General features: G+C 73.0%; 19 protein-coding genes and 1 riboswitch. Of the genes, 10 read left to right on the top strand and 9 right to left on the bottom strand.

The features are described from left to right. The first annotated feature begins 117 nt into the window (after positions 1–117). Both ACFVT2_RS32190 and ACFVT2_RS32185 read left to right on the top strand, forming a co-directional pair. Entirely contained in the window at positions 118–1569 is a 1452-nt protein-coding gene (locus ACFVT2_RS32190; protein WP_390023627.1) for an SWIM zinc finger family protein, read from the top strand. A 123-nt stretch (positions 1570–1692) separates the two neighbouring features. After that, complete coding sequence (locus ACFVT2_RS32185) at positions 1693–3390, top strand: DUF5691 domain-containing protein (RefSeq protein WP_390023625.1); 1698 nt, start codon at positions 1693–1695, stop codon at positions 3388–3390. A 206-nt stretch (positions 3391–3596) separates the two neighbouring features. On the opposite strand, the gene ACFVT2_RS32180 is transcribed toward ACFVT2_RS32185, so the two are convergent. Continuing rightward, entirely contained in the window at positions 3597–4055 is a 459-nt protein-coding gene (locus tag ACFVT2_RS32180; protein WP_390023623.1) for a cobalamin B12-binding domain-containing protein, read from the bottom strand. Positions 4056–4430: 375 nt separating this feature from the next. Between ACFVT2_RS32180 and ACFVT2_RS32175 the strand changes: the two genes are divergently transcribed. Both ACFVT2_RS32175 and ACFVT2_RS32170 read left to right on the top strand, forming a co-directional pair. Then, positions 4431–5237, top strand: coding sequence for an esterase/lipase family protein (locus ACFVT2_RS32175; RefSeq protein WP_390023621.1), 807 nt, complete (start codon positions 4431–4433; stop codon positions 5235–5237). A 318-nt stretch (positions 5238–5555) separates the two neighbouring features. Beyond that, positions 5556–7376 carry a peptidoglycan DD-metalloendopeptidase family protein gene (locus ACFVT2_RS32170; protein ID WP_390023619.1) on the top strand — a complete coding sequence of 607 codons (1821 nt, stop codon included), beginning with the start codon at positions 5556–5558 and terminating at the stop codon, positions 7374–7376. A 112-nt stretch (positions 7377–7488) separates the two neighbouring features. Here ACFVT2_RS32170 and pcrA read toward each other — a convergent pair whose 3' ends face one another. Then, entirely contained in the window at positions 7489–10023 is a 2535-nt protein-coding gene (pcrA, locus tag ACFVT2_RS32165) for a DNA helicase PcrA (RefSeq protein ID WP_390023617.1), read from the bottom strand. Between the two features lie 234 nt (positions 10024–10257). Further along, positions 10258–10444: riboswitch (cyclic di-AMP (ydaO/yuaA leader) on the top strand. 7 nt (positions 10445–10451) lie between these two features. Here pcrA and ACFVT2_RS32160 point away from each other — a divergent pair. Then, positions 10452–11585 (top strand): NlpC/P60 family protein, encoded by a 1134-nt coding sequence (locus ACFVT2_RS32160; protein ID WP_390023615.1) that lies wholly within the window; start codon positions 10452–10454, stop codon positions 11583–11585. Between the two features lie 187 nt (positions 11586–11772). Here ACFVT2_RS32160 and ACFVT2_RS32155 read toward each other — a convergent pair whose 3' ends face one another. Further along, complete coding sequence (locus ACFVT2_RS32155) at positions 11773–12126, bottom strand: hypothetical protein (RefSeq protein WP_390023613.1); 354 nt, start codon at positions 12124–12126, stop codon at positions 11773–11775. 257 nt (positions 12127–12383) lie between these two features. On the opposite strand from ACFVT2_RS32155, the gene ACFVT2_RS32150 reads away from it, so the two are divergent. Beyond that, the gene (locus tag ACFVT2_RS32150; protein ID WP_390023611.1) at positions 12384–13181 is read left to right on the top strand and encodes a C40 family peptidase; all 798 of its coding nucleotides are present in this window, start codon (positions 12384–12386) and stop codon (positions 13179–13181) included. Positions 13182–13499: 318 nt separating this feature from the next. Here ACFVT2_RS32150 and ACFVT2_RS32145 read toward each other — a convergent pair whose 3' ends face one another. The 4 genes from ACFVT2_RS32145 to ACFVT2_RS32130 form a co-directional block, all read right to left on the bottom strand. Continuing rightward, positions 13500–14624 (bottom strand): alpha/beta hydrolase, encoded by a 1125-nt coding sequence (locus ACFVT2_RS32145; RefSeq protein WP_390023609.1) that lies wholly within the window; start codon positions 14622–14624, stop codon positions 13500–13502. A gap of 215 nt (positions 14625–14839) precedes the next feature. Then, positions 14840–15550, bottom strand: a complete 711-nt coding sequence (locus tag ACFVT2_RS32140) for a LuxR C-terminal-related transcriptional regulator (RefSeq protein WP_390023607.1) — start codon at positions 15548–15550, stop codon at positions 14840–14842. A gap of 119 nt (positions 15551–15669) precedes the next feature. Next, on the bottom strand, positions 15670–17001 hold the full coding sequence (locus tag ACFVT2_RS32135; protein ID WP_390023605.1) for a PspC domain-containing protein: 1332 nt from the start codon (positions 16999–17001) through the stop codon (positions 15670–15672). A gap of 495 nt (positions 17002–17496) precedes the next feature. Continuing rightward, complete coding sequence (locus ACFVT2_RS32130; RefSeq protein WP_390023682.1) at positions 17497–19362, bottom strand: serine/threonine-protein kinase; 1866 nt, start codon at positions 19360–19362, stop codon at positions 17497–17499. A 420-nt stretch (positions 19363–19782) separates the two neighbouring features. On the opposite strand from ACFVT2_RS32130, the gene ACFVT2_RS32125 reads away from it, so the two are divergent. Next, complete coding sequence (locus ACFVT2_RS32125) at positions 19783–21204, top strand: PspC domain-containing protein (protein ID WP_390023603.1); 1422 nt, start codon at positions 19783–19785, stop codon at positions 21202–21204. Next, positions 21201–21425, top strand: a complete 225-nt coding sequence (locus ACFVT2_RS32120; RefSeq protein ID WP_390023601.1) for a hypothetical protein — start codon at positions 21201–21203, stop codon at positions 21423–21425. Before ACFVT2_RS32125 ends, ACFVT2_RS32120 begins: the two co-directional genes overlap by 4 nt. 40 nt (positions 21426–21465) lie before the next feature. Here ACFVT2_RS32120 and ACFVT2_RS32115 read toward each other — a convergent pair whose 3' ends face one another. After that, entirely contained in the window at positions 21466–21999 is a 534-nt protein-coding gene (locus ACFVT2_RS32115; protein WP_390023599.1) for a DoxX family protein, read from the bottom strand. Between the two features lie 239 nt (positions 22000–22238). Then, on the bottom strand, positions 22239–23516 hold the full coding sequence (locus ACFVT2_RS32110; RefSeq protein WP_390023680.1) for a hypothetical protein: 1278 nt from the start codon (positions 23514–23516) through the stop codon (positions 22239–22241). Positions 23517–23795: 279 nt separating this feature from the next. Here ACFVT2_RS32110 and ACFVT2_RS32105 point away from each other — a divergent pair, with 279 nt between their 5' ends. Next, a complete protein-coding gene (locus tag ACFVT2_RS32105; protein ID WP_390023597.1) occupies positions 23796–24431 on the top strand; it encodes a hypothetical protein in 636 nt (211 codons plus the stop codon). 9 nt (positions 24432–24440) lie between these two features. Next, complete coding sequence (locus ACFVT2_RS32100) at positions 24441–25199, top strand: hypothetical protein (RefSeq protein WP_390023595.1); 759 nt, start codon at positions 24441–24443, stop codon at positions 25197–25199. The last annotated feature ends 89 nt before the right edge of the window (positions 25200–25288 follow it).

Genomic DNA, 25288 nt, shown 5'->3' with positions numbered 1-25288 from the left:
GAAAACCGCCTCCGACCTGCGGAGTTGTCGACGGGCGAGGGCGATTGTCAGTGGGTCGTCGTAGCGTCGGAGACAGCAAATCCGCAGGGGTTCGACGGGAGTCCGCAGGGGGATCGGATGAGTCCGCACGAGGAACGCTGGACGACGGAGCAGGTGCTCTCGCTGGCGCCGGACGAGGTATCGCGGGCGGCGGGCGGAAAGCTCGCCCGGTCCGGCCGTTGGCCGGAGACCGGCGCGGGCGGGGGCGCGGTGTGGGGCGTGTGCGAGGGCAGTGGCAGCACACCGTACCGAATGGTTGTGGAGCTCAACGGCCCGGCCTTCCGGTGTAGTTGCCCGAGCCGGAAGTTCCCCTGCAAACACGCGTTGGGACTGCTGCTGCGATGGGCCGCCGCCGACCCCGAGGAAGGGGGGCGGCCGACGGGCGGTACGGCCGCGAGCGGCGCGCCGCCGCCGTGGGCGGCCGAGTGGCTGGCGGCACGCCGGGAGCGGCCCGAAGGCCCGACGGGGGAGGCGGTGACCGGCGGTCCGGCCGCCGGCGCTCCTTCCCGCGCGCCCGCGGATCCGGAGGCGGCCAGGCGACGGGCGGAGCGCCGGCTGCAACGGATCGGCGCCGGGGTCACGGAGTTGGAGCAGCGATTGGAGGATCTGCTGCACTCCGGCCTCACGACGACCGGCCACACCGGTGGCGCCCCCTCCCCCACGGGTGCGGACGGAGCCGCGGGCGGCGGGCGGGATTCCTGGAACGAAACCGCCGCCCGGATGGTCGACGCCCAGGCACCCGGACTGGCCTCGCGGGTGCGGGAGTTGGGTTCGCTCGCGGCATCCGGTGCGGACTGGCCGTCCCGGCTGCTGGCGGAGTGCGCCCTGCTGCACCTCCTCGACCAGGGGTTCCTGGGCATCGAGCGGCTGCCGGCCCCACTCGCCGCGACGGTCCGCACCCGCGTCGGGCTGACCACGGAGGCCGCGGAGGTACGGTCCGGTCCGGACACGGTGACGGTTCGGGACCGCTGGCTGGTCCTCGCCCAACAGGACGCCGAAGAGGGCGCGTTGACCACCCGCAGGATCTTCCTCCGGGGCGAGCGGACCGGCCGGATGGCGCTGCACCTCTCCTTCGGCGGCGCTCACCGCCCCCTGGACGTGACCCTGCCGCCGGGCCTACTGCTCGACGCCGACCTGGCTTACTACCCGGGGGCCCGGCCGCTGCGCGTCGCCCTCGGCGAGCGACACTCCCCCGCGGCCCCGGGGCCGATCCCGCCCGGCTGCGGTATCGACGCCGCCCTGGCCGCGTACGGCCACGCGCTGCGCGACGACCCCTGGCTGGACGCCTGGCCGGTGGTCCTCACCGATGTCGTCCCGATACCGGGCGGGGCCGGCGGCGACTGGCAACTAGCCGACGCGGACGGCGAGTCGGCCCTCCCCGTGGACCCGCGCTTCCTGGGACGTACGGCGCTGTGGCAGCTGGCGGCCATATCGGGTGGCGAGCCGGTCACGGTCTTCGGCGAATGCGGCCACCGCGGCTTCCTGCCACTGACGGTCTGGGACCCCGCACCGGTGCCCCTGTCCCCGTAACCCACCCTCACCACGCCCCACTGCCCACACCCACCGCCCACCGCCCACCGCCCACCGCCGCACCCTCCCGTCCCACCACCGCGAGGCCCCACATCCGCGCACCACCCCCTCCGGAGGCAGCGCATGTCCACCACACCCACCACAGCCATCACAGCCATCACACCCACCACCCCGATCCCGTCTCCCACCCCCACCGACCCGACCACCGCCCTCGCCCCCTGGGCCGATCTGGTCAGCGCCGCGCTCCTCGGGGCCGAGCGGCGCACCCCGCCGGTGGTCGTACGAGCCGGGCAGAGACCCGCGGCGGCGCTGCTGGACGCGGCGGCGGTGAGCACCGTGCGGCGACGCGCCGCACTGCGTCCCGCTCCGGCCGGTGAACGGCCCGCCCCGGCCCCCACCGACCCGCGTCCCCCGCTGCCGCCGGCCGCCCGGCGCCGGCTCGCGCTCCTGCTCGCCGACCGCGGCCCCGGCTCCGGCGGCCGGCGCGGCACCGACCCCGACCTCACCGAGTTGCTGCCCCAGTGGCTGGCCGCCGCCGGCGAGCACGGCTACCGCGCCCCCGAGGCGCTGCTGCCCGCACTGTTGGACGCCGCCCGGTCGCGTACGGACCTGCGGCCCGCCGCGCTCGCCCTGGCGGGCCCCCGCGGCCTGTGGCTGGCGCGGCTGAACGACGACTGGAGGTTCGTGCTCCGCGGCATCGGCGGTCCGCTGTCGCTGCCGGGCGCCGACGCCCCCGAGGCGGTGCGCCGACTGTGGGACGAGGGGCTGTTCGCGGAGCGGGTCGCGCTGTTGACCTCGGTGCGCCGGCGCGATCCGCGGGCCGGTCTGGAGCTGCTCGCCGCCACCTGGGCGACCGAGCGCGCCGAGGACCGCCTGATGTTCCTGGACTCCCTCGGCGAGGCCCTCACGCCGACCGACGAGCCGTTCCTGGAGCAGGCGCTGTCCGACCGCAGCCGCAACGTCCGCACCACCGCCGCGGAACTCCTCTCCGCCCTGCCCGGCTCCGCGCTCGCGGCCCGGATGGCCGAGCGCAGCCTGGCCTGTGTCCATCTGGCCCCGGCCGCCGGGGATTCCGCCACCGCCGAGGTCCTTGCCATCGACCCGCCGGGCACCTGCGACGCCGGGATGCAGCGGGACGGCATCACCGCCAAGCCGCCCTCCGGAAGGGGGGAACGCGCCTGGTGGCTGGGCCAGTTGGTGGAGGCGACACCGCTGGACCGTTGGCCCGGGCGGCTCGGCGGCCGAACGGCGGCGGAGATCGTCGCGCTCCCGGTGGCCGGCGACTGGCGGACCGAGCTGCACGACGCCTGGTGCCGCGCCGCGGTGCGCCAGCGGCACCCGGGTTGGGCGCGGGCGTTGCTGGGCGCGCCCGGCGACCCGGTCCTGGCCGCCCCGGAGATGGCACCGGCCGGTTCGGCCCGGGACCTGACGAAGCTGCTGACCGTGCTCCCGGACGACGAACGGGCGTTGTGGGTGTCCGAGTTCATCGCCGTCCACGGCCTCTCGGACGCCTTCCGGATGCTGGGCGTCTGTGCGGTGCCCTGGTCCGAGCCGCTGGGCCGGGCGGTGGTCGATGCGCTGGACATCGCCCGGGACGCGGGCAGCTATCCGTGGAGCTTCAGCGGGGTGATGGGCCTGGCCGAGCGCTGTCTGGACCCGGCGGAAGCCGGCCGACTGGACATGCTCACGGCGGTCACGGACGAGCCCGAGGGCGCCTCCCCGGGCTCCGGCGGCTACTGGTCCGAGGCGTTCTTGCGCCTGGTCGGCACGCTCCGCCTGCGCGCCACCATGTACGCCGAGCTGGCCGGGGAGCCGTCATGATCCGCTCAGCCGCCGGCCCGCCGTCCCCGAGGACGACGCCCCCATTCCCCCGTCGATCGGGCCCGCCCCCAGGAGCGGGCCCCTCCCTCACACACGGCCGGCCCGTCGCATACGGCCCCTCCGCGGCGTCCGGACAATCCGCCGCACCCAGACCACCCACCGCATCCGGACCGTCCGCCACACCCGGACCGCCCACTACAGGTCGCTCAGACGGCCAACGGGCGAACGTTGGCGTTGACCCACTCCACGATCGAGGTGGTGGTCGCCCCCGGCGTGAAGATCTCCGCGACGCCCTGCTCCTTCAACGGGGCGATGTCCGCCTCCGGGATGATGCCGCCGCCGAAGACCTTGATGTCCGCCGCGTCCCGTTCCTCCAGGAGGGCGAGCACCTTCGCGAAGAGGGTGTTGTGGGCACCGGAGAGGATGGACAGCCCGATCGCGTCGGCGTCCTCCTGGATCGCGGTGCCGACGATCTGCTCCGGCGTCTGATGCAGCCCGGTGTAGATCACCTCCATACCGGCGTCCCGCAGCGCGCGGGCGATGACCTTGGCGCCCCGGTCGTGCCCGTCGAGCCCCGGCTTGGCGACAACGATCCGGATCGGCCCCGACCGGCCCGCCGCGCCCTGGCCCTCCGCCTGCACTCCGTCTTGCCGCGCCACACCCATCACTGCCTCCAAGCCATGCGCGGCACCGCCAGGGCGGGGCCGCCGAGCCGACATCAGGTCGCGCCACCGCGATCCGGCGGCCACGAGCGTGAACGAACGTTATCTACAGCATCCCGTACCCAGCCGTTTCGTGACATCCGGCGAGGGGGAAATCACACACGGGACATATTCGCCTGGGACACATTCGCCACGCGCCGCGTTCCGCATGTCGCACCGCCGCCAGGGACGGCCGGCGAAGCACACGCGGGCCGGGCGCCCGGGGAGCCGCAGCCGGGCCATCACGCGGGCCGCCGCACCGCTCTTTCCGCTCACGGCTTCCCACAAGGGCATTCGGGGGTCATCGACGCCTTCCGCATGCCGTTCGGGAGGTCGGCCATGGGGGCCCTGCCTGTTCTCTCCGCACCCCTTCTCCTGCGCAGCGCGCTCGTGGACCTGGGCGTGCTCGTCGCCCATCTCCTCCTCTATCCGACCGGGATCGCCCAGGAGCAACCCCTGCCCGTACCCCCCGAGGCCGGCTCCGCGGCCCGCCTCCCCACCGAGGGCCGCGCCCACCCGCCGGTCCTGCTGCTCCACGGCTTCGTCGACAACCGCTCGGTCTTCGTCCTGCTGCGCCGCTCCCTGCACCACCACGGCTGGCCCCATGTCGAGGCGCTCAACTACTCCCCACTGACCTGCGATCTGCGCCGGGCCGCCGAGTTGCTGGGCCGCCATGTGGAGGAGATCTGCGCCCGGACCGGACACCGCCGGGTGGACATCGTCGGCCACAGCCTCGGCGGTCTGATCGCCCGCTATTACGTGCAGCGGCGCGGCGGTGACGCCCGCGTCCGGACGCTGATCACGCTCGGCACCCCGCATGCGGGGACCCGCGTCGCGCCCCTGATGTCGGCGCACCCGATAGTCCGGCAGCTGCGCCCGGATTCGGAGGTGATCGCGGAGTTGGCGCTGCCGGCGCCCCGGTGCCGGACGCGATTCGTGGCGTTCTGGAGCCAGGAGGACCAGGTGATGGTGCCGGCTTCGACCGCCCGGATCGAGCACCCGGACCTACGGGCGGAGAACGTCCGGGTCGTCGGCGTCGGACACCTCGCGCTACCGGTCAACGCCACCGTGGCAGCCGGCATACGGACAGCACTGGCCACTACGGAAGCGGCCCCGTCCTCCCGCAGCGCGATATCGGTGGCCTGAGCAACGGCACAAGCAGCGGCCTTTGCAGCAGCCCGAGCGACGACCTGAGCCGCGTCCTGAACAGTCGACTGAGCAACAGCATGAGCCGCGGTGTGATCGGCAAGCTCCACGGCACCTGCGCGCCCGCTCCGCGCCATATCCCGGCCGCATCGTCGAACGACCCTCGAACGGGGCGCCAAGAACGCGCATGGGCGTTGCCGAAAGCGGGCCAATCGCCCGGCCTCGCCGAGCCCGAAACCTCGGGAAGATTGTGGCCGTCGCGTACCGCCGGGTACAGTCGCCGCTAATTCTCCTGCAGCCGAGGCGAAAGAGAAGTTGGTGGACGACCGTCACTCGTCGGGGGCTCAGCTTCCGACCGCCCCCGCTTCCGATGCCTCCTACGCACAGTCGGCATACGGCGACGGCGACCCCCTCTTCGGCTCGCACCCCGGCGGCTACGCCCAGGGCGCCTACGACACGGGCGGCCACCCCACCGACGCCTACGGGACCGGCAGTTACCCCACCACCGGGTACGACACCGCCGGGCACAACACCACCGGGTACGACACCGCCGGGCACAACACCACCGGGTACGACACCGCCGGGCACAACACCGCCGGGTACGACACCGCCGCCTACGGCAGCACCGGCTACGACCCGTACGCACACACCGGCTACGACGCCCCCGGCTACGGCACCGGCGGCACCGCCCCGTATGACGCCGGGTACGACACCGCGGCCTACGGGGGCAGCGGAAGTTACGACTCCGCGGCCCACGGAAGCGGCGCCGCCTACGACACCACCGCCTATGACACCGGCGGTTACAGCGGTTACGACACCGGGAGCTTCGCCACCGGCGGCTTCGACGGCGGGGCGTACGGCACCGGAAGCTACGACACCGGCAGCTATGGCACCGGCGCTGCGTACGGCACCGGGGACGACCTCACCGGCGGTTATCCCACCGGGAGTTACCCCACCGGGAGTTACGCCACGGCCGGGTACGACACCGGCTACGGGACCGCGGCCTACGACTCCGGCGCCTTCGCGGCCGCCGCCACGGCCGTCCAGGAACCGATCGACTACGAGGCCACCGCGGTCTGGTCGACCACGGACTACACCGACTACACCGGCCGGTCGCACGACCCGGCCCCCGGCGTCCCCGCCCCCGGCATCCCGGCCCAGGCGGGCCCGCCCGCGGCCGACACCGTCCAGTGGGACGAGCCCCTCGTGGCGTTCACCCATGAGACCGGCGACGACGATGCCGCCGCCCCGCCCGGCGCCGAGGCCGCCACGGCCGACTCCGCGTCGATCGCCGAGGCGATGACGCAGGCGATGCCCGTCACTTCCCTCCCCGACGACGACGCCCCTGCCGGCCAACGGGTCAGCGGCCCCCCGGCGGGCAAGGCCGTCCGCGGCGGCAACCGCGGCCGGCGCCGCCAGGCCAAGCGTTCGGCGCTGCTGACCGTCGCGGTGCCCTCGGTCGCCGCGATGGGCGTCTGCGCGGCGGCCGCGGCCTCGGTCAGCCAGTTCGGCGGGGACAGTCAGGACAGTGCGACGACCCAGGCCGCCCCGGACGCCGGTTCCGCGAAGCGGACGACGGCGGCCAACAAGAAGCTGGACAGCCAGCTCGCCGGACTCAGCGCCAGCGCCCAGGACTTCCGCGAACGGGCCAGCCGCACCCAGGAGCGGCTGGACCTCAAACAGCGGCAGTCCGATGAGCGCAAGCGCAAGGAGGCGGAGGCGGCCCGCAAGGAGGCGCTGCGCCCCAAGTTCGTCCTGCCGGTCACCCAGCACGGCCTGAGCGCGCTCTTCGGCCAGGCCGGGGTGAACTGGATGTCGGTGCACACCGGCATCGACTTCCCGGTCAGCTACGGCACCACGGTCATGGCCGCCACCGACGGCACCATCCGCACCCAGTGGAACTCCGCCTACGGCAACATGGCGATCCTGACCGCGCCCGACGGCACCGAGACCTGGTACTGCCACCTGAGCAGCACCAAGATCCGCTCGGGTTCGGTCAAGGCCGGCGACACCATCGCCTACTCCGGCAACTCCGGTAACTCCACCGGCCCGCACCTGCACTTCGAGGTGCGGCCGGGCGGCGGCGCGGCGGTCGACCCGATCCCGTGGCTCCGCGCCCACGACCTCAACCCGTACTGACCCCGCGCGCCGCGCACGTAGCCGGAGGGGCCTGCCGCACATCGCGGCAGGCCCCTCTCCGGTTCTCCTCGCCCAGGGCCCCTCTGAGGCTTCCCCGGGGCTTCCAGAGGCCCTAGAGCTTCTCCACCGGCGCGTACCGCAGCAGCAGCCGCTTGGGCTTCTCGCCTCCGAAGTCGATGGTCGCCTCGGCGTTGTCCCCGCTGCCCTTGACGCCGACGACCGTGCCGAGCCCGAAGCTGTCGTGGGTGACGCGGTCGCCGACGGCCAGCGAGACCACCGGGCGGTCCGCGGCGCGGCGGGTCGCGAAGCCGCTCGGCCCCTTGGACCGGGCCGACGACAGTGACGCCCCGATGCCGCCGCCGAAGCCTCCCCCGCCCGAGGAACCGCCCGACGACAGCCCGCCCATGGACGCGGACGGCGTCGCGGGACCCGTGCGCTTCCACTGCACGTACTCGTCGGGGATCTCTTCCAGGAAGCGCGAGGCCGGGTTGTACGAGGGCTGGCCCCAGGCGCTGCGCATCGTCGAGCGGGTGACGTAGAGCCGCTCACGGGCGCGGGTGATGCCGACGTAGGCGAGCCGACGCTCCTCCTCCAGCTCCTTGGTCTGGCCGAGCGCCCGCATGTGCGGGAAGACGCCGTCCTCCATGCCGGTCAGGAAGACCACCGGGAACTCCAGGCCCTTGGCGGTGTGCAGGGTCATCAGGGTGATGACGCCGGCGCCCTCCTCGTCCTCGTCCGGGATCTGGTCGGAGTCGGCGACCAGGGCGACCTGCTCCAGGAACTCGGCGAGCGTGCCGGGGCTCGGGGCGGCGGCCGCATCGACGTCGGTCGCCTCGGCGTCGGCCGCCGGCGCTGCGCCCTCGCCGCGCTCCTGCTCGAACTCCAGGGCCACCGAGGCGAGTTCCTGGAGGTTCTCGATCCGGGTCTCGTCCTGGGGGTCGGTGGACGCCTGGAGTTCGGCGAGGTAGCCGGTGCGCTCCAGCACCGCTTCCAGGACCGTGGCGGGGCCGGCCCCGGACTCCACGATCGTGCGCAGCTCCTCCATCAGGGTGTTGAACCGCTTGACGGCGTTGGCGGAGCGGGCGGCCATGCCGTATGCCTCGTCGACCCGGCGCAGCGCCTGCGGGAAAGTGATCTTCTCGCGCAGCGCCAGGGCCTCGATCATCGCCTCGGCGCGGTCGCCGATACCGCGCTTGGGGACGTTGAGGATCCGGCGCAGCGGGACGGCGTCCTCGGGGTTGGCCAGCACCCGGAGGTAGGCGAGGATGTCGCGGACCTCCTTGCGCTCGTAGAAGCGCACGCCGCCGACGACCTTGTAGGGCAGTCCGACCCGGATGAAGATCTCCTCGAAGACCCGGGACTGGGCGTTGGTGCGGTAGAAGACCGCGACGTCGCCGGCCTTGGCGTCGCGGGCGTCGGTGAGCCGGTCGATCTCGTCGGCGACGAACTGGGCCTCGTCGTGCTCGGTGTCGGCCACATAGCCGGTGATCTTCGGGCCGGCGCCGGCGTCCGTCCAGAGGTTCTTGGGGCGGCGGTTCTCGTTGCGCTCGATGACGGCGTTGGCGGCGGAGAGGATCGTCTGCGAGGAGCGGTAGTTCTGCTCCAGCAGGATCGTGGTGGCGTCCGGGTAGTCCTCCTCGAACTGGAGGATGTTGCGGATCGTGGCGCCGCGGAAGGCGTAGATCGACTGGTCGGCGTCACCGACCACGCACAGCTCGGCGGCGGGCGTCTCGGGCGTGCCCGGGCCGACCAGTTCGCGGACGAGGGTGTACTGGGCGTGGTTGGTGTCCTGGTACTCGTCGACGAGGACGTGGCGGAAGCGGCGGCGGTAGTGCTCGGCGACGTCCGGGAACGCCTGGAGCAGGTGGACCGTCGTCATGATGATGTCGTCGAAGTCCAGGGCGTTGGCCTCGCGCAGCCGCGACTGGTACATCGCATACGCCTGGGCCAGGGTCTTCTCAAAACCGTCGGCCGCCGTGCCCGCGAAGCTCTCCTCGTCGATGAGCTCGTTCTTGAGGTTGGAGACCTTCGCGCTGAAGGACTTGGGCGGGAAGCGCTTGGGGTCCAGATCGAGATCGCGGCAGACCAGGGCCATCAGGCGCTTGGAGTCGGCCGCGTCGTAGATCGAGAAGGAGGAGGTGAAGCCGAGCCGCTTGGACTCGCGGCGCAGGATCCGCACACAGGCGCTGTGGAAGGTGGAGACCCACATCGCGTTGGCCCGCGGGCCGACCAGGTCCTCGACGCGCTCCTTCATCTCGCCCGCGGCCTTGTTGGTGAAGGTGATCGCGAGGATCTGGCCGGGGTGGACGTGGCGCTCGGCGAGCAGGTGGGCGATGCGGTGGGTGAGCACCCGGGTCTTGCCGGAGCCGGCGCCGGCGACGATCAGCAGCGGGCTGCCGCTGTGCGCCACGGCGGCCTTCTGCTGGTCGTTGAGCCCCTCCAGGAGCGCCGCCGGGTCGATGGGCGGGCGGGCGGCACCGTCGCGGTAGTACGGCTCCCTGGGGGCGGGCGCGTCGAACTGCCCGCCGAAGAGGTCGGCGGGGACCTCCTCCGGGGCCGGACCGGGCTCGTCCTCGGGCGGCGGCGGGGGCTCCTCGTCCGGGGGGCCGAGGTCCGCCAGGAAGCTGTCGTCAAAGAGGCTGCTCATCGCCCACCGAGTCTAGGCCGCCGCACTGACAACCGGTCCCGGAGTCCCGGATTGGCCGGTACCGCTCCGGATCGGGCAATTCCTTGTGCGACCTGGGGCAAACCCGGGGCCGCTCACATTCAGGTCACAAAAAGGTTTCGGGCATATCGAACACCAGCCTTCACAGAAGCCACACGAGTTGGCTACGGTCTCGCTCGGGCAGCCCGCCGTCCCCGCGGACGACAGCGTTCGCACGGGCCGCCCCCGCCGAGTCCGGTCCTGCCCTCAAAGGCACCCGGAGCCGGGGACCCACCAGCACCACCGGGGTGAATCGACCGGTGCGACCGTCGCCAGGCGGACGCACCAGTCGTAGGGCAAGCCTTCCGTCAGCAGACCGCCCGAACCCGACAGCTAACCCGGTAGGCGGTCCACGGAAGGAGTCGCCGGCCTTGGCGTCCCATCGCAAGCCGCGCACCCCCATACTCGCCACGCCCGGCGGCCGTCGTACGGCAACCGGGCTCACCACCGCCGCCCTCGCCTCGGTCACCCTGCTCTCGCAGACCGCGAACGCGGCCCCGAAGGCACCCCAGCCGACCGTCGAAGAGGTCAAGGCGAAGGTCGACGGCCTCTACCAGCAGGCCGAGGTCGCCACCCAGAAGTACAACGCCGCCAAGGAGAAGGCGGACGGCCAGCAGCGCACCGTGAACCGCCTGCTCGACGAGGCGGCCCGACGCGCGGACAAGATGAACGAGTCCCGGCGCCGGCTGGGCGCGTTCGCCTCGGCGCAGTACCAGAGCGGCGGGATCAGCCCGACCGCCCAGCTGATGCTCGCCAAGGACCCGCAGCAGTTCGTCGACCGCAACCATCTGATGGAGCAGTTGACCGGGCAGCAGAAGCAGGCGATCACCGACTACCAGGAGCAGGCCGCGGCCGCCTCCCGCCAGCGGGCCGAGGCCACCAGCAGCCTGGAGAGCCTCCAGCAGTCGCAGACGTCCCTGAAGGAGAACAAGAGAAGCGTTCAGACCAAGCTGGCCGAGGCACGCCAGCTGCTGTCCCGGCTGACCGCCCAGGAGAAGGCGCGGCTGGCCGAACTGGAGCGCCAGAAGGAGGCCGAGGCCGAGCGCAAGGCCGCCGAACAGGCCCGCAAGGAGCGGCAGCAGCAGCCCAGCGGCGGCAGCAGCAGCGGCTCCGGCCAGGGCTCCGGGGGCGGCACGTCCGACAGCGGCTCGTCCTCCACCAAGGCCCAGAAGGCGCTCGCCTTCGCCCGCGCCCAAATAGGCAAGCCGTACGTCTGGGGCGCGACCGGGCCCAGCTCCTATGACTGCTCGGGGCTGACACAGGCCGCGTGGAAGGCGGCCGGGGTCGACCTGCCGCGCACGACCTGGGACCAGGTCAAGGTCGGCAGCCGGGTCGGCACCAGCGATCTCCAACCCGGCGATCTGGTGTTCTTCTTCAACGACATCAGCCACGTCGGGATGTACATCGGCGGCGGCCAGATGATCCACGCCCCGCACCCGGGCGCCAGCGTCCGGGTGGAGTCGATCTACTACATGCCGATCTACGGCAGCGTCCGGCTCGGGTAGCCGGCATGCGGGCGCGCACCCCGCGCCCGCGCGGAACCCACCCCCCACAGCCACCCCCCACACGCCACCGCGCGGTCATCCTCCGCCTCCGGAGTACGGAGCGGGATGACCGCGCGGTGAGCCGTTGGTACGGCGGTGCGGCGCCGGGGCCGCCGGGCGGGGGCCGGGGGCCGAGCCGCCGGGGTGCTCAGGTCCAGAGCACCGCGATGAAGATGTTGAGCATGGTGAGCCCACCGACCGCGCCGAAGAGCGGCTTGGCGAGCTTCTCCTCGTCGCGCTTGACGTAGACCAGCGCCAGGATCACCACCAGGACGGCCATCTTGATGCCGATCTTGATGTTGTTGAGCGAGTGGCCCTGCATCTGGTTCAGGCCGACCATCACGATGCCGGTGACCAGCATCGTCAGCGCACCGTGCAACATGGCCGGCACGAAGCGGGCGGTACCCGCGCTCATCGCCTTCATCTGGGTCAGGAAGCCGCCCAGGAGAGAGGCGATGCCGATGATGTGCAGCGCGACGAAGACATTGATTACTACGTCCATAGTGCTGGATCGTATCCGCCCCATAGCACGCTCTTTCCGGCAGGGCGCCCGTGATGCCCGCTTCGGTCAGGGCCCGCCGCTCCCGCCCCTCCCCCGGCCGCCGGCCGGTCATCGCCGCGCGGCAGTCGCTCGGAATCGGACAATGCCGGGCAAGGGGGGTCCACACCGTGACCCCGGGCTTAGCTTCCTCCTGCAGACGACCGGGCCCACACCCCGCCGGTCGCATTCGCCCCGCAGGGAAGGAAGTGACGGCCGCCATGGCGTCGCACCACACGGCCGGAGAGCGGCCGCCGCTCGCACCCCCGCCGGCCGACACCCGCACCGCCCGCGGCACCCGCACCGGGCTGCTCCTCGTCGCGGACCCGCAGCGCTACCTGGACGGCGCCACGGTGCTGGAGCGCACGGGCAGCCACCAGGCGACCGCGGTGGCGGGCTGGGCCCGCCGCCTCGGCAGCGTCCGCCGCCTCGGCAACCACCCCACGGCCGCCCCGGAACCCACACCGAAGCCCCCGGCCACCGCGGAACGCGCACGGGAGGCCACGGCCACCGCGCAACACCCGCCGCCCCCCGCCACCACCACGGACCGCGCACCGAAGCCCACAACCACCCCGGAACGGGCACTGAAGCCCACGGCCGCCGTAGAACGCGCGCTGAAGCCCACGACCGCCCCGCGCACCGTACTTGCCCCTCCCGCCCCGGCACCGGACGGCCGTGCCGCCCTGGCGGTGGCCTTCGCCCACAGCGCCCTGGGCAAGCCCTACGCCTGGGGCGCGACCGGCCCGGCCGCATACGACTGCTCCGGACTGACCCTGGCCGCCTGGCACGCCGGCGGAGTCGCGCTGCCCCGGACCACCTACACCCAGATCACCTCAGGCGCCCGCGTCGACTGGCCCCAACTCATCCCCGGGGACCTGGTGTTCTTCTACTCCGGCATCAGCCACGTGGGCCTCTACATCGGCGGCGGCGAGATGATCCACGCCCAGCATCCGGGCACACCCGTCCAGATCGCCCCGATCGACCGGATGCCCTTCGCGGGCGCGACCCGCCCGGGCTAGGGACTGTCGTCAAGCCCCCGTCGCCTGCCCAACAAGCGCGCCGGGCGGCGACCACCAGGCGGCCGTGTGACGGCCAACGGGCGGGTGAGCGTCGGCCGCCCGCCCCTCTCCGGCCGGTCCGGGGCGAGCTGCGCCCCTTCGACGTCGAAGCGCCGCCCCAGTCCCCCACCGCTGTCGACCCACATCCCGCCACCCCCGGTTTCGCCGTACGTGACCTCCGTCACTCGCACAACGCTCCCCGGCACGGCTCTGTGCCCACTTCCGGAAACTCCGGCGGAGATTCACCGGAACGATGAACTCCGCCGGCTTCCCGGCCGCCTACCCCCGCAGGAACAGCCCGAACCACCGGAAGATCTCCGGCACTTGGCGCTTCCAGACCGGCACCGTGTGTCCGCCCGCACCGGACGAGATCTGCTGGACGGTCACCGACGTCGGGTTCTTGGCGATCTCCTTGAGGCCGACCCCTGCCTGGTAGCCGTCGCCGTTCGCGCCCGAGATGTACAGCGCGAGGCGGGGCGGCTTCCCGGCCGCGTTGGCGGCCTTCAGGATGTGCAGCGGGTTGGTCTCGACGCGCAGCTTGGGGTCCTTGCCGGCGAGCGAATCACGTTCTATGGCCGGGTCGTTGTAGCCGGACATGCCGACCGCGGCGCGGTACCGGTCCGGGTGGGCCAGCGCCAGCTTGGTGGCGCAGTGGGCGCCCGCCGAGTAGCCGGCCAGGCCCCAGGAGTCCGGCTTGTCGCCGGCCCGGAAGTTGTCGATCACCATCTGACGGACGTCGACGGTCAGCCAGCTGTCGGCGTTGACCTTGCCGGGGAGGTTGACGCACCCGCTGTCGGCGTTGGGCAGGACGTTGGTCCGCGGCGCCACCAGGATGAACGGCTTGACCGCCCCGCTCTGCATCAGCGACCCGAGCTGCTCGTTGGCCTTGAGCGATCCGAACCAGGACTTGGCGGACCCGGGGTAGCCGGGCAGCAGCTCGACCACCGGGAACTTCTTCTGCTTATAGGCGGGGTCGTTGTACTGCGGCGGCAGCCAGACGTACACCTCGCCGTTGACGCCCGAGATCCGGCCCTTGAGATCGGTCATCTGGACGCCGGGGCCCATCACCGGGTCATCGGCCGGCCGGAACTGCTGGAGCACCTTGGGCTCGTCCTTGAGGTTCTTGCCGCCCAGGCCGTCCGCGCCGAGGTTCCGCGCCTGGTCGATGTGGTTGCCGGTGCCGAGCAGGTCGCCCCAACTGTCGTAGAGGTTATTGGCGTTGTTGACCATGACGAAGACCACCGTGATAGCGGTGACCTGCGCGAACAACAACATCAGCAGCCGTGCCAGCCCCCGCAGCGGAGGTGGTCCGGCCACTCGACCCCACAGGGTGAACGGCAGCACGAGGGCGACGATCAACAGCAGGATCGAGAAGAGGAAGAAGGGCGTACCCGTCAGGCTCATCGGATCTCGTTTCCAGGACGTATGCGCGTAGGGCGTGGGCGTGGTTCCGGCCCCGCCTTCGGGCAGCGAGCCTCTCCGGGCCCTTAGATGGCGATCCGCGCGATCCTGGTTGCCCGCCTTGGGCCCTTCTTTACGCGCCCCGTCCGTGCCCGCCGCATCGGGGACGGATCCCGATCATCCGCCCCCGGTCGCCCCCTTCTCGACAAAACCGCAGGTCAGACCAGCCGCCGCGCGGCCGCCCACCGCGTGAGTTCATGGCGGTTGGAGAGCTGGAGCTTGCGGAGAACGGCCGAGACATGTGACTCAACCGTCTTGACGGAGATGAACAACTGCTTGGCGATCTCCTTGTAGGCGTACCCGCGGGCGATCAGCCGGAGCACCTCACGCTCACGCTGGGTGAGGCGGTCCATGTCCTCGTCCACCGGCGGGGCGTCCGTCGAGGCGAAGGCGTCCAGCACGAACCCGGCCAGCCGCGGTGAGAAGACCGCGTCGCCGTCGGCCACCCGGAAGATCGCGTCGACCAGGTCCGTGCCGGTGATCGTCTTGGTGACGTAGCCGCGGGCGCCGCCGCGGATGACCCCGATGACGTCCTCGGCCGCGTCGGAGACGGAGAGCGCCAGGAACCGCACCGGCCGCTCGGGGTCGGCCATCATCGCGGCGCTGCGGCGCAGCACCTCGACGCCGCCGCCCCCGGGGAGGTGTACGTCCAGGAGGACGACCTCGGGGCGGGTGGCGGTGATGACCGTGATCGCCTGGTCGACGTCGGCGGCCTCGCCGACCACCTCGACCCGGGTGAGCTCGGTCCGGCCGATCTCGGCCTGGACGCCGGCCCGGAACATCCGGTGATCGTCGACCAGCACGACCCGTACGGTGCGGCCCTGGTCCTCGCCGCCGGCCTCGCCCTGCTGTGCGTCGTCGCTGCTCATCTCGTCCGTCCGTCCTTCGGTGTCTGCCTCGTCATGATCCCCTGCCCCGGTCCGCGGTGCCCCCACGGGCCCGTGGAGGCCCCCGGCGTCCTCCGGGGCGGCCGGTGATGTCGCCGCGCTCATTCCGGCCTCCCCTCCCCGCTGGTGCGGCGCTCTGTGGGCTCGCGCTCCTCGGTGCGCTCCATCTCCAGTTCGACGACCGTGCCGCCGTCGGGCGCGGCGCGCAGCCGGGCCGTGCCGCCGTTGCGCTCCATCCGGCCGATGATGGATTCCCTTACCCCCATCCGGTCCGCGGGGACCGCGTCCAGGTCGAAGCCGGGTCCGTGGTCACGCACCGAGACGAAGACCGTCCGGCCCTCCACCTCGGCGAACACCTGTACCGCGCCGCCCTCGCCACCGTACTTGGCGGCGTTGACCATGGCCTCGCGTGCGGCCTGCATCTGGGCACCGAGCGGCTCGTCGAGCGGGCAGTCGCCGACCACCACGACCTCGATGGGGACGCCGTGATGGTCCTCGACCTCGGCGGCGGCCGCGCGCACCGCCTCGGCGAGCGTCGCCGGCTCCTCGTCCTCGTCCTTGCCGCGGCCCTCGGGCTTGTAGAGCCAGGCGCGCAGTTCGCGCTCCTGGGCACGGGCCAGCCGGGCCACTTCCCGGGGGTCGTCGGCGTTGCGCTGGATCAGGGTGAGGGTGTGCAGGACGGAGTCGTGGACGTGCGCGGCGACCTCGGCCCGCTCCTGGGCCCGGATCCGCATCAGCCGCTCCTCGGAGAGGTCCTGCGTGATCCGGACGAGATAGGGGCCGGCCAGCAGGGCGATGCCGACGACGACGGCGAGCGCGGCCTGGAGCACCGAGCCGAGGTTCTGCACGGAGCCCTGGAGCACGACGATGGCGGTGACCCCGGCGCCGACCAGCAGCACCCCGGCCGCGCCGCGCACCATCGGCAGCAGGCCCTTGCGGCGGCCGAGCTCCAGCCACTGGGCGCGGCGGGAGTTGTCCGCCTGGCGCCAGACCAGGGCGACGCCGGCGCCGATGAGCAGCACCGGCCAGAGATAGACGTTGGCCCGGCCCGTCTGGAAACGGGAGGCCACGATCGAGGCCCCCACCAGGAGCGCGATCAGTGCGAGGAGCTGCCCCTTGTCCGGCTTGCGGCCGAGCAGTCGCCGCCGGTCCTCCCCGGCCGCGGGCTGCCGGGTCTCGACGCCGCCGACGCCCAGCGGCACGAAGAACCAGAACGCGGCGTAGAGCAGGGCGCCCATGCCGTCGGCCATGAAGAGCGCGACGAAGACGATCCGCACCCAGGTGACCGGGAGACCGAGGTGCCCGGCGAGTCCGCGCGCCACACCACCGAGCAGCCGCCCCTCGGCGCTGCGGTAGAGCTTGCGCACGGGCGGGTCGTCGGGGTCCGGCGCCGGGGCGTAGATCGTCTCGGCGCGGGGTGGCGCTGTGGTCATGCCTCAGATCGTCACACGCCGGTCGGGTCCGGGACATCAGGGACGACCCTGAGCTGTCCCTGAGTCAGCGACAGTCAGCGACAGCGGGCACCGCGATCCGCATCGCCTCAAGGCAGCCTTCATCGTGGGCAGATATCCCGCCGGATCGACCTGACCACCCGAAGAGATAGCGTCGCTTCAGAACTCAGGTCGAGCCGGAAAAGGCCGACGCTGCTTGGCCAAATCAGCGTTTGGGCGCCCCCTGGGCCCGAAGCGTCGCCGAGCCACTACCGCAAGCCACGCAGAGCGCGACGCCCACTCGGCGTCACCACCCCCGTAGCGACATCAACAAATCAACACAGACGAGCAATCACGGCAGAACCAAAACCGACCCAATTACTTTCGAAGCCCCGAATTCTTCAGAGGTCACCCGAGCCCCAACCCTCCCCAAAGGGAATCGGAGAGCGCGAAAGGCATTCTCCATGTCGACGTCGAGCTGGTGGGCGGGGTGCTCGCTCAGCCCTTGGAATCCGCCCTGCGGAATCCGTCCTTCACGTTCGAGAAGATCTCCGCGAACTTCGACCAGTTCGCCGACGGCGCGGAGACATAGATGGCGTACTCCTTGTCGCCCTCGCGGCCGAATCCCAGATCGATGCCGCGATACTCACGAGCCCGGCCCTGGAAGGAGAACTCCCAGATGGCAGCCGGGTCGCCCTGGAAGATGGTGTCCTGGAGGCGGAGCCGCTTGTAGGTGGGGTACTGGGCCTTGACGTCCGATTCGACACTCTTGAAGTGCTGCACCTGATCCGCCGAGGAGAAGTCCAGGACGTTGAGGGTCAGCCTGGCCAGATCCGGGTCCGAGTAGTAGACGATCTGGCGCCCGCCGTCCTCGACCTGCCGCTTCCAGCCCGACGGCACCGGGAAGGACACCCCGAGGTCCTTCTCCGTGACCCGCCGGTAGCCCTTGGGCGTGGGTGGCGGCGGACTGGCGCTGGTGTGGGGCACCTCGGGCTGGACGGGGGTGTCGTTGTTGGCCACATTGCCGAGTGCGGACGTGTCTCCGCGGTGGTTCAGATACCAGGCCGTACCCCCGCCGCCCCCGGCGACCAAGACTCCGACGATGCTCCAGGCCACGACCCGACCGCGGCGCTTCCGAGGAGCCCGACCGGACGTCAGCACGTCCGTACGCACATCGGTGGACGCCCTGGGGACCGCGCCGTTCGCCACCACCACCGGGCCGGTGGCGGTGGCGGTGGCGAACCGCTCGGCCGCGTCGGCGGCCAGGTGGGCACCCGGGGCAGCGCCTTCGGGAACGGGCGCACCCGGGGCAGCCGCGGCCACCGACCCCGTGGCCTCGCCGGTCCCGGCGGGGCTCTCCGTGGCCGCGCCGGTGTCCGTACGTGCGCCGGCCCCGGCCCCGGTCCCGGTCCCGGTGGCGTTCTCCGTGCCGGTCCCGGTGCCGGTCCCGGTGCCGGTCCCAGTGCCGCTGCCGGCGGTCGCCGCCGCGCCGGGGTGCGCCACGGGGCTGGTGGGCGCCTCGGCCGGCTCGCCCCCCGCGGGCCGACCGCGACTGACCGTCCCCAGGGCCAACGTGGGCCAGCCCATCAGCGCCGTGTCCGCCTCGGCCTCGGCGGCCCGCAGCGCCTGCTCGACGACCTCGGCGGTGGGCCGCTCGCTCGGCTCCTTGGCGAGCAGTGCCTCGATCAGCGCGGTGAGCTGACCGGCGTTGCTCGGCGGCTCCAGCGGGTCGACGGCGATCGCGTACGCCGTCTCCACCGCGGTGTTCTTACGGAACGGAGGCTTCCCCTCGACCGCCTGATAGAGCGTCGCCCCCAGCGCCCACAGGTCCGAGGCGGGTCCCGGAGTCGATCCCTTGACCCGCTCGGGCGCCAGGTAGTCGATGGAGCCGACCAGTTCGCCGGTCTTGGTGAGGGTGGAGGTACCGGTGGCGACGGCGATCCCGAAGTCGGTGAGCACCACCCGGCCGTCCTCACCGAGCAGGACGTTGCCCGGTTTGACGTCACGGTGCAGCACGCCGGCGGAGTGCGCGGCACGCAACGCGGCGATCATGCCGCGGCCGATCCGGGCGGCCTCCCGCGGCGTGAGGTAAGTGCCGGACCCGGTGGCCTCCTTGATGGCGTCGCCGAGCGTCGCGGAGGGGACGTACTCCATGACGATGCACGGCGACCCCTCGTCGTCCACGACGTCGTGCACGCTGACGACGTTGGGGTGGTTGATGCGCGCGGCGGCCTGCGCCTCCCGGGTGGTGCGCTCGTGGCGGGTGGCCAGTTCGTCCGCGTCCAGTTGGGGCGAGACGTGCAGGCGTTTGACCGCCACCTGGCGCCCGAGGACCTCGTCCCGGGCCCGCCAGACGGTGCCCATACCGCCTTGGCCTATCCGCTCAACCAGGCGATACCGCCTGGCGACCAGTCGCCCCTCGTCCACCGTCGCCGCTTCCGCCACCGCTCGCCCCTCCGGAAACCCGTACGTATTCAGGGCGCAACGATAGTCTTCAGCAGGGCGAAAGAGACCTCCGGCCACCGCCGCGACGAGTCTTTTTCCGGCGCGGGCCACCGTGCGCGGGGCATTCGCGGCCCGTTTCCGGGTCTCGTGGCGCCACTTCGCGCCCCGCGATGCCACTCCTGCGCTGCCCCGTGGCGACCTCCGCGACGGCCCAAAGGAGGCATCGGGGTGGTATCGGGGAGCCACCGGGGAGCCCTCAGGGTCGTCTCGGGGGATCTCAGGGATCAGCCAGGGTTTTCACCGGTACCGCGACCCCGCCGGGCTTGTCACCATAGCTCCATGAACGATGTACCTCCCGCCGCGGAGCCGGCGGCCTCCGACCCCGCCGGCCCGACCCCGCCGCACGCCGCGCTGCGCCGCAGCCGGCGGCACAAGGTCGTCGCGGGCGTCTGCGGCGGCCTGGGCCGGCAGTGGGACATCGATCCGGTGATCTTCCGGGTCGTGCTCGCCGTGCTGTCCATCGGCGGCCTCGGCCTGATCTTCTACGGTTTCGCGTGGCTGCTCGTCCCCCTCGACGGCGAGGAGGAGAACGAGGGCCGCCGGCTGCTGTCCGGCCGCGTCGAGGGCTCGGCGCTGACGGCCCTGCTGTGCGCGCTGGCCGGCTGCGCGCTGTTCCTGACCACGCTCGGCAAGGGCAGCATGATGTCCTTCGCGATCATGGTGACGCTGGCCGTGGCCGGCGCCGCCTACTGGTCGCGGCAGCGCCGGCGCGCCCAGGCCGACGGCCTGGGGTCGGTGGACGCCGCCACCGCCCAGGCGGTCGCCGACGCCCCTCCGGAGGCCACCGCGCCCCCGGCGCCCAACACCCCTTCCTGGTGGCGCGATCCGCGCACCGAGGCACTGCTCCCCCGGGGCTACCTCTGGGGCCCGGAGGACACCCGGCTAGAGATCAACTACGCCGTCACCCACGGTGTGTCCGACGGCCCCCGCCCGCGCAGCAGCTGGTCCCCCGGCACCGGCGCCGCGGCCGCCCCGCGCCCCGTCGCCCCGCTCCGGCCGGTCCGCGTCGGCCGGGGGATAGGCGGCCGCACGTTCGTGCTGGCCGTCCTGGCGGGCACCGGTACCGCGCTCGCCGTCGCCCGGCACGCCGCGCTGGCCCCGTCCCTCCAGGCGGGCCTGGCATGCGCACTGGCCGTCTACGGGCTGGGCCTGGTGCTCAGCGCCTGGCTGGGGCGCACCGGCGGCGGCACGGTCTTCATGATGGTGCTGACGGCCGCACTGCTGGCCGGCGCGACGGCGCTGCCCGCCACCGTCACCGCCGACTGGCAGCGCCGCACCTGGGCCCCCACTACCATCGCCGCCGTCCAGCCGCACTACGCGGTCGGCTCCGGGGAGGGCCGGCTGGACCTCGGCCAACTACCCCTGAAGCCCGGCACCACGGTCCGCACCGGCGCCGACGTCGGCGCCGGCCGGCTCCAGGTGACGCTGCCGCAGGGCACCGCCGCCACGCTCCACCTCTCGCTCGGTGTGGGCGACATCCAGCTGCCGGGCGATGCGGCCAACGACGTGGAGATCGTCGCGGGCCACCGCGAGCGGCAGGTCACCCTGCCCGCCGACGGCCTCAAGAAGGGCGAGCAGCCGCGCGGCACGCTGGAACTGCACCTCAAGGTCGGCGCCGGCCAGATCGACGTCCGGCGTGCCGCTCCGGTCCCCTCATCCGCCACGTCCCCGGCCCCGACCCCCCAGGGAGCCCCCCAGTGAAGCGCCACCCCTTCGAACCCGGCCGTCTGATCACCGGCGCCGCCGCCCTCGCCGTCGGCACCGGCTACGGCCTCGACGCCGTCGGTCTCTGGCACGCCCCCGGCCCCTGGCTGTTTTTCGCCATCCCGGCCGGTCTGTTGGTCGCGGGGATCACCACCGCCGTGTGGGCCGTCGTCCGGCGCCACCACCAGCGGGACGCCCCGCCCGGGCAGCCGTCCTGACCGGCGGGTGGGGCGGCCGGCGGCCCCGCGCACGCGGGGCTCACCCGTAGAGCTGCGTCCCGTGCCGCTCGCGGCGGTTGGCCAGCGCCGCGTCCAGCGAGAAGCCGGGCGCGCCGGCCAGCACCAGCGGCGTCCAGGCCATCAGGTAGGCGAGGTCGTTGCCGTAGTAGTAGGGGGTGGCGGGCCAGCTCACGGTGAGCCACAGCGTCAGCGAGATCAGCGCGCCGCCGAAGGCCGCCAGCCGCCCCAGCAGCCCGATCAGCATGCCGATGCCGACCAGCACTTCCCCGCCGGCGATCGCGTAACCGAAGCCCACCGGGCTGCGCTGGGCCAGGTCCAGCAGCTGCGGCAGCGCCGCGGTGTCGTGCACCTGCCGCAGCAGTTCGCCCAGCGATCCCTTTCCGCTGGCGGCCAGGAAGGTCGGGTCGGTCAGTTTCTGGAGTCCCGCGTAGAGGAAGGTGCCGCCCAGGAAGAGCCGCAGCGGAAGCAGTGCGTGGCGCGCCAGCCCGCCCCGGAGACCGCCGGTTTGGGCACCGCCCACGTCGACAGGGTGTGTGCGGTGTGCGTGAGCCATGACGTCCGCCTCTCCGTTACCACCGGGAGCGAACGATTGTGCCGTCGCCCGCACGGCTTGGCGAGATGTGTACGCACGGACGCGCGAGATTCCCCCCGCCGGCCGCCGGACCGCCCCCGGCCCGCACCGACGGCCGTCACGACCCCAATCAACCCCAATCGACCCCAATTGTCGCCCCTTCCCGGGGCATTGGCCGCCGAAGCCGCCCGGCCGCCGCTCGCGCCGCCCGTCCGGCACGCTCAGTCCTGGACCTCGATGCGATAGCCCCGCGTCTCCGCCCCGGCCGCCGTGACCACCCGGACCTCCACAGGACCAGGCTCCACGTCGACGGGCACCGGCACCGTCAACACCCCGTCCGTCGGGTTGGCGAAACCGCCGGGCACCGGGATCAACGGCACCGGCACGTGCACCCCACCGATCCGTACGACCGTACGGGCCAGCCGGTCCGGGGTGCCCGCGCCGGGCGGGACGAAGCCGGCGCCGCGGATCTCGATGTCGTCGCCGGTGCGGATCGGCGCGGCGAGATCGCCCAGTTCCCGGGCGCGTACGACGGAGAGGATCACCGGCCGACCGCCGGCGACGGCCTTGCCCGCCAGATACGTCACCCCGGAGAGCGCCGCCAGGACGACCAACACCCAGGGCAGCGCCGGCAGCCGGGCCGGGTCGGTGGCCAGCCGCACCAGCGCGAAGGCCAGTACGGCCGCGTTGACCAGCACGTACTGGGCGTCAGTGAAGCTGCCGCGACCGGCGTCGTCCGCCAGTAGGTCGGTGGCCCGGGGCCGGTCCGCCGGGATCTTCTGCACCCGCCCGGACCGGACCCGTCCGGCGGTCATCCCGTAGGCCAGCACCGCCACTCCGCAGCCGATGGCCAGCATGGCCAGCAACCCGCCCGAGGGGACCAGGCCGAGCCCGGAGAGCAGGCGCCGCCGGGCGTCCGGGCCGGGCCCGACGGCCAGTTGGACGGCCAGCGTCAGGACGGCGTAGAGCACCGCCGCCACCCAGGCCGCGGCGACCGCGCGGGAGGTGGACAGCCGGCGGTCCTCGCCGATCAACGGGCCCAGCGCGCCGCCCTGTTCGCGATGGAGCCAGGCGGTCACCGTCACGCCGAGGGCCAGCACGGCGGCCGCGGCCAGCGTGGCCGTACGGCCCGCCGTCCAGCCGCTTCCGACGGCGGTCAGCGCCTGCCCGAGCAGCAGCGCCAGCACCCCGGCCCACGCCGCCGCCACGGTGCGCCGGCGGACCACCACCGGCCAGGAGGCGCCCTCGGCGACGCCGCGCTCGGCCAGTAGCCGGGCGGACAGGGTCAGTTCGTCGGACACCCACTGCCGGGCGGCGCCGACGGAGTGCGCCAGCCCGGCCGGCACCCCGCGCCCGACGGCGAAGTCCTCCCGGAGCGCGACAAACGCGGCGAGCGCCTGTCGGTGCCCCTCGCGGGCCCCGTGCGGGCACTGTCCGCACCGGCACGCGCCGCCGTCGCCGGGCGTACCGCCGCCTCCCGGCTCGCCCCTTCCGGCCACTGTGCTCGCCGAATCCACCGACACGTCCGTACCGCCCCGCCGCCGCTCGTATCAACTTCTCGTGTTCAGACGGGAATTGTGCCCCAGACCCCCGGCCCGGCCGGTAATCGTCCTGGTCAGGGAAGTCCCGTTCGGTGGCGGCAGGTTGACGCTCACCTGTGCGCCCGGCGTCCCGATGGCCCGCACGGCGTCCGGACACACCTGCCCGCGCTTCCCCCGTTCGGGCGAATCGCTGCCGGTCGAAGGCTGCACGGCCCGGGCACTGCGCAAGCTCCCGCCGTGCGCGAGATACACGAATCTTCCCGAAATGACGTCGGTGCCGCTCGGCGCCGGGCCCGGCTCCCGTTCGCCACCCTGGCCCGGGTCGCGGCCCTGGCACTGGCCGCGGCCTCGACGCTGGCGGCCGCCCTGGCCCTGGCCGCGTCCCCACCGGCGGCCGCCCGTTCCGGGCCCCTCCAGCGGCCGTCCGGCGACAACTGCGCCTACGCCGGCACCACACCCCCCGTCCACCTGCCCACCGATTTCCCCGTGCCGCCCGGCTGGCACATCCCCTGCACCAAGCCCACGCCGCCGCCCCGTCCCACGCCCCCGCCGCCCCCGCGGACCACAGCGCCGCGCCCCCACCCGTGGCGCTCCCCGGCCCGCGCCCCGGCCCCCCGGCCGTCGCCCCCGGCGCCGCCCGTCCACCGCACGCCCCCGCCTCCGCCGCCGCCCACTCCGCGGCCCGCTGTACCCCTGGCGCTCCCGACCCCCGCGCGCCCGCTCGGCTACTCCGCGGTCCGCTCCCAACCGCACCACGCGCGCTCCGTGGTGACCAGGACGCTGCTGGTCACCACTCCGGCGGTGCTGGCCGGTGTCGCACTCCGTCCCCGTTCGCGCTCCGCGTCCCGTTCCGCCGGGCGCGGTTCCTCGTAGGAGGTCTCCATGTCGCAATGGCTGGTTCTGACCATCGCCATGGCCGCGGTCTGCGGCGTCGTCCTGACCATCACCGTCCTCAAGGAGCGCCGGATCGGCGAGGACGACGACCCGTCCGAGACGCCCGATGTGATCGAGTACCTGACGATGATGGTGGGGGTGGTCTACGCGATCGTGCTGGGCCTGGCCATCGCTGGCGTCTGGGAGGCCAGGAGCACCGCCGAGGACACCGTGCGGGCCGAGGCGCAGGCGCTGCACGAGGTCAGTGAGCGGGCCCGGGCCTGGCCGGCGCCCGTACGGGACACCATCCGTGCGGACGTCAACTCCTATGTCAGCTACGTCGTCCACAAGGAATGGTCGGTGATGGCCGAGCACGGGGAGCTCACCCAGCACGGTGCCGACCTGCTGGGGAAGGTCCGTGCCGACGTCACGGACTACCACCCCCGGGACGACTTCGAGCGGGAGTCCTACCAGCCCCTCGTCGATCAGGTGGCGGCCGCGGACAATGCCCGGATGGCCCGTTCGGACGCGGCGGACTCGACGCTTCCGGGTGTGGTGTGGTTCGGGCTGATCATCGGGGGCGCGATCTCCATCGGGGTGATGTACACGCTCCAGATCCGGCGTTCGGGGCGGGAGATGCTGATGGCGGGCCTGTTCAGCGCGCTGATCGCCTTCCTGCTCTTCCTGGTCTGGGACTTCGACGCGCCGTTCAGCCGCGGGCTGGCGGCCGCCGCGGACCCGTTCCTGAAGCTGTTCCCGCAGAAGTGACGTACGAGGGGCGGCGCCGCGCGGCCCACCCCGGCCGCGCGGCGCCCCCCCACCCGGGCGGCCGGCCCCCCCCCCCGCCCACCCCGCCC

Origin of the sequence: Streptomyces sp. NPDC058000 (assembly GCF_042886435.1) — a bacterium.
In the GTDB taxonomy this organism is placed as follows: domain Bacteria; phylum Actinomycetota; class Actinomycetes; order Streptomycetales; family Streptomycetaceae; genus Streptomyces.
The sequence above is the reverse complement of the archived record's forward strand: the minus strand, read 5'-3'. Positions and strand labels throughout refer to the sequence as shown.

What these genes read in the sequence shown, in the direction of transcription:
- ACFVT2_RS32190 (WP_390023627.1), top strand. Translation starts at nt 118, where the DNA reads ATGAGTCCGCACGAGGAACGCTGGACGACGGAGCAGGTGCTCTCGCTG.
- ACFVT2_RS32185 (WP_390023625.1), top strand. Translation starts at nt 1,693, where the DNA reads ATGTCCACCACACCCACCACAGCCATCACAGCCATCACACCCACCACC.
- ACFVT2_RS32180 (WP_390023623.1), bottom strand. Translation starts at nt 4,055, where the DNA reads ATGGGTGTGGCGCGGCAAGACGGAGTGCAGGCGGAGGGCCAGGGCGCG.
- ACFVT2_RS32175 (WP_390023621.1), top strand. Translation starts at nt 4,431, where the DNA reads ATGGGGGCCCTGCCTGTTCTCTCCGCACCCCTTCTCCTGCGCAGCGCG.
- pcrA (WP_390023617.1), bottom strand. Translation starts at nt 10,023, where the DNA reads ATGAGCAGCCTCTTTGACGACAGCTTCCTGGCGGACCTCGGCCCCCCG.
- ACFVT2_RS32155 (WP_390023613.1), bottom strand. Translation starts at nt 12,126, where the DNA reads ATGGACGTAGTAATCAATGTCTTCGTCGCGCTGCACATCATCGGCATC.
- ACFVT2_RS32150 (WP_390023611.1), top strand. Translation starts at nt 12,384, where the DNA reads ATGGCGTCGCACCACACGGCCGGAGAGCGGCCGCCGCTCGCACCCCCG.
- ACFVT2_RS32145 (WP_390023609.1), bottom strand. Translation starts at nt 14,624, where the DNA reads ATGAGCCTGACGGGTACGCCCTTCTTCCTCTTCTCGATCCTGCTGTTG.
- ACFVT2_RS32140 (WP_390023607.1), bottom strand. Translation starts at nt 15,550, where the DNA reads ATGAGCAGCGACGACGCACAGCAGGGCGAGGCCGGCGGCGAGGACCAG.
- ACFVT2_RS32135 (WP_390023605.1), bottom strand. Translation starts at nt 17,001, where the DNA reads ATGACCACAGCGCCACCCCGCGCCGAGACGATCTACGCCCCGGCGCCG.
- ACFVT2_RS32130 (WP_390023682.1), bottom strand. Translation starts at nt 19,362, where the DNA reads ATGGGCACCGTCTGGCGGGCCCGGGACGAGGTCCTCGGGCGCCAGGTG.
- ACFVT2_RS32125 (WP_390023603.1), top strand. Translation starts at nt 19,783, where the DNA reads ATGAACGATGTACCTCCCGCCGCGGAGCCGGCGGCCTCCGACCCCGCC.
- ACFVT2_RS32115 (WP_390023599.1), bottom strand. Translation starts at nt 21,999, where the DNA reads ATGGCTCACGCACACCGCACACACCCTGTCGACGTGGGCGGTGCCCAA.
- ACFVT2_RS32100 (WP_390023595.1), top strand. Translation starts at nt 24,441, where the DNA reads ATGTCGCAATGGCTGGTTCTGACCATCGCCATGGCCGCGGTCTGCGGC.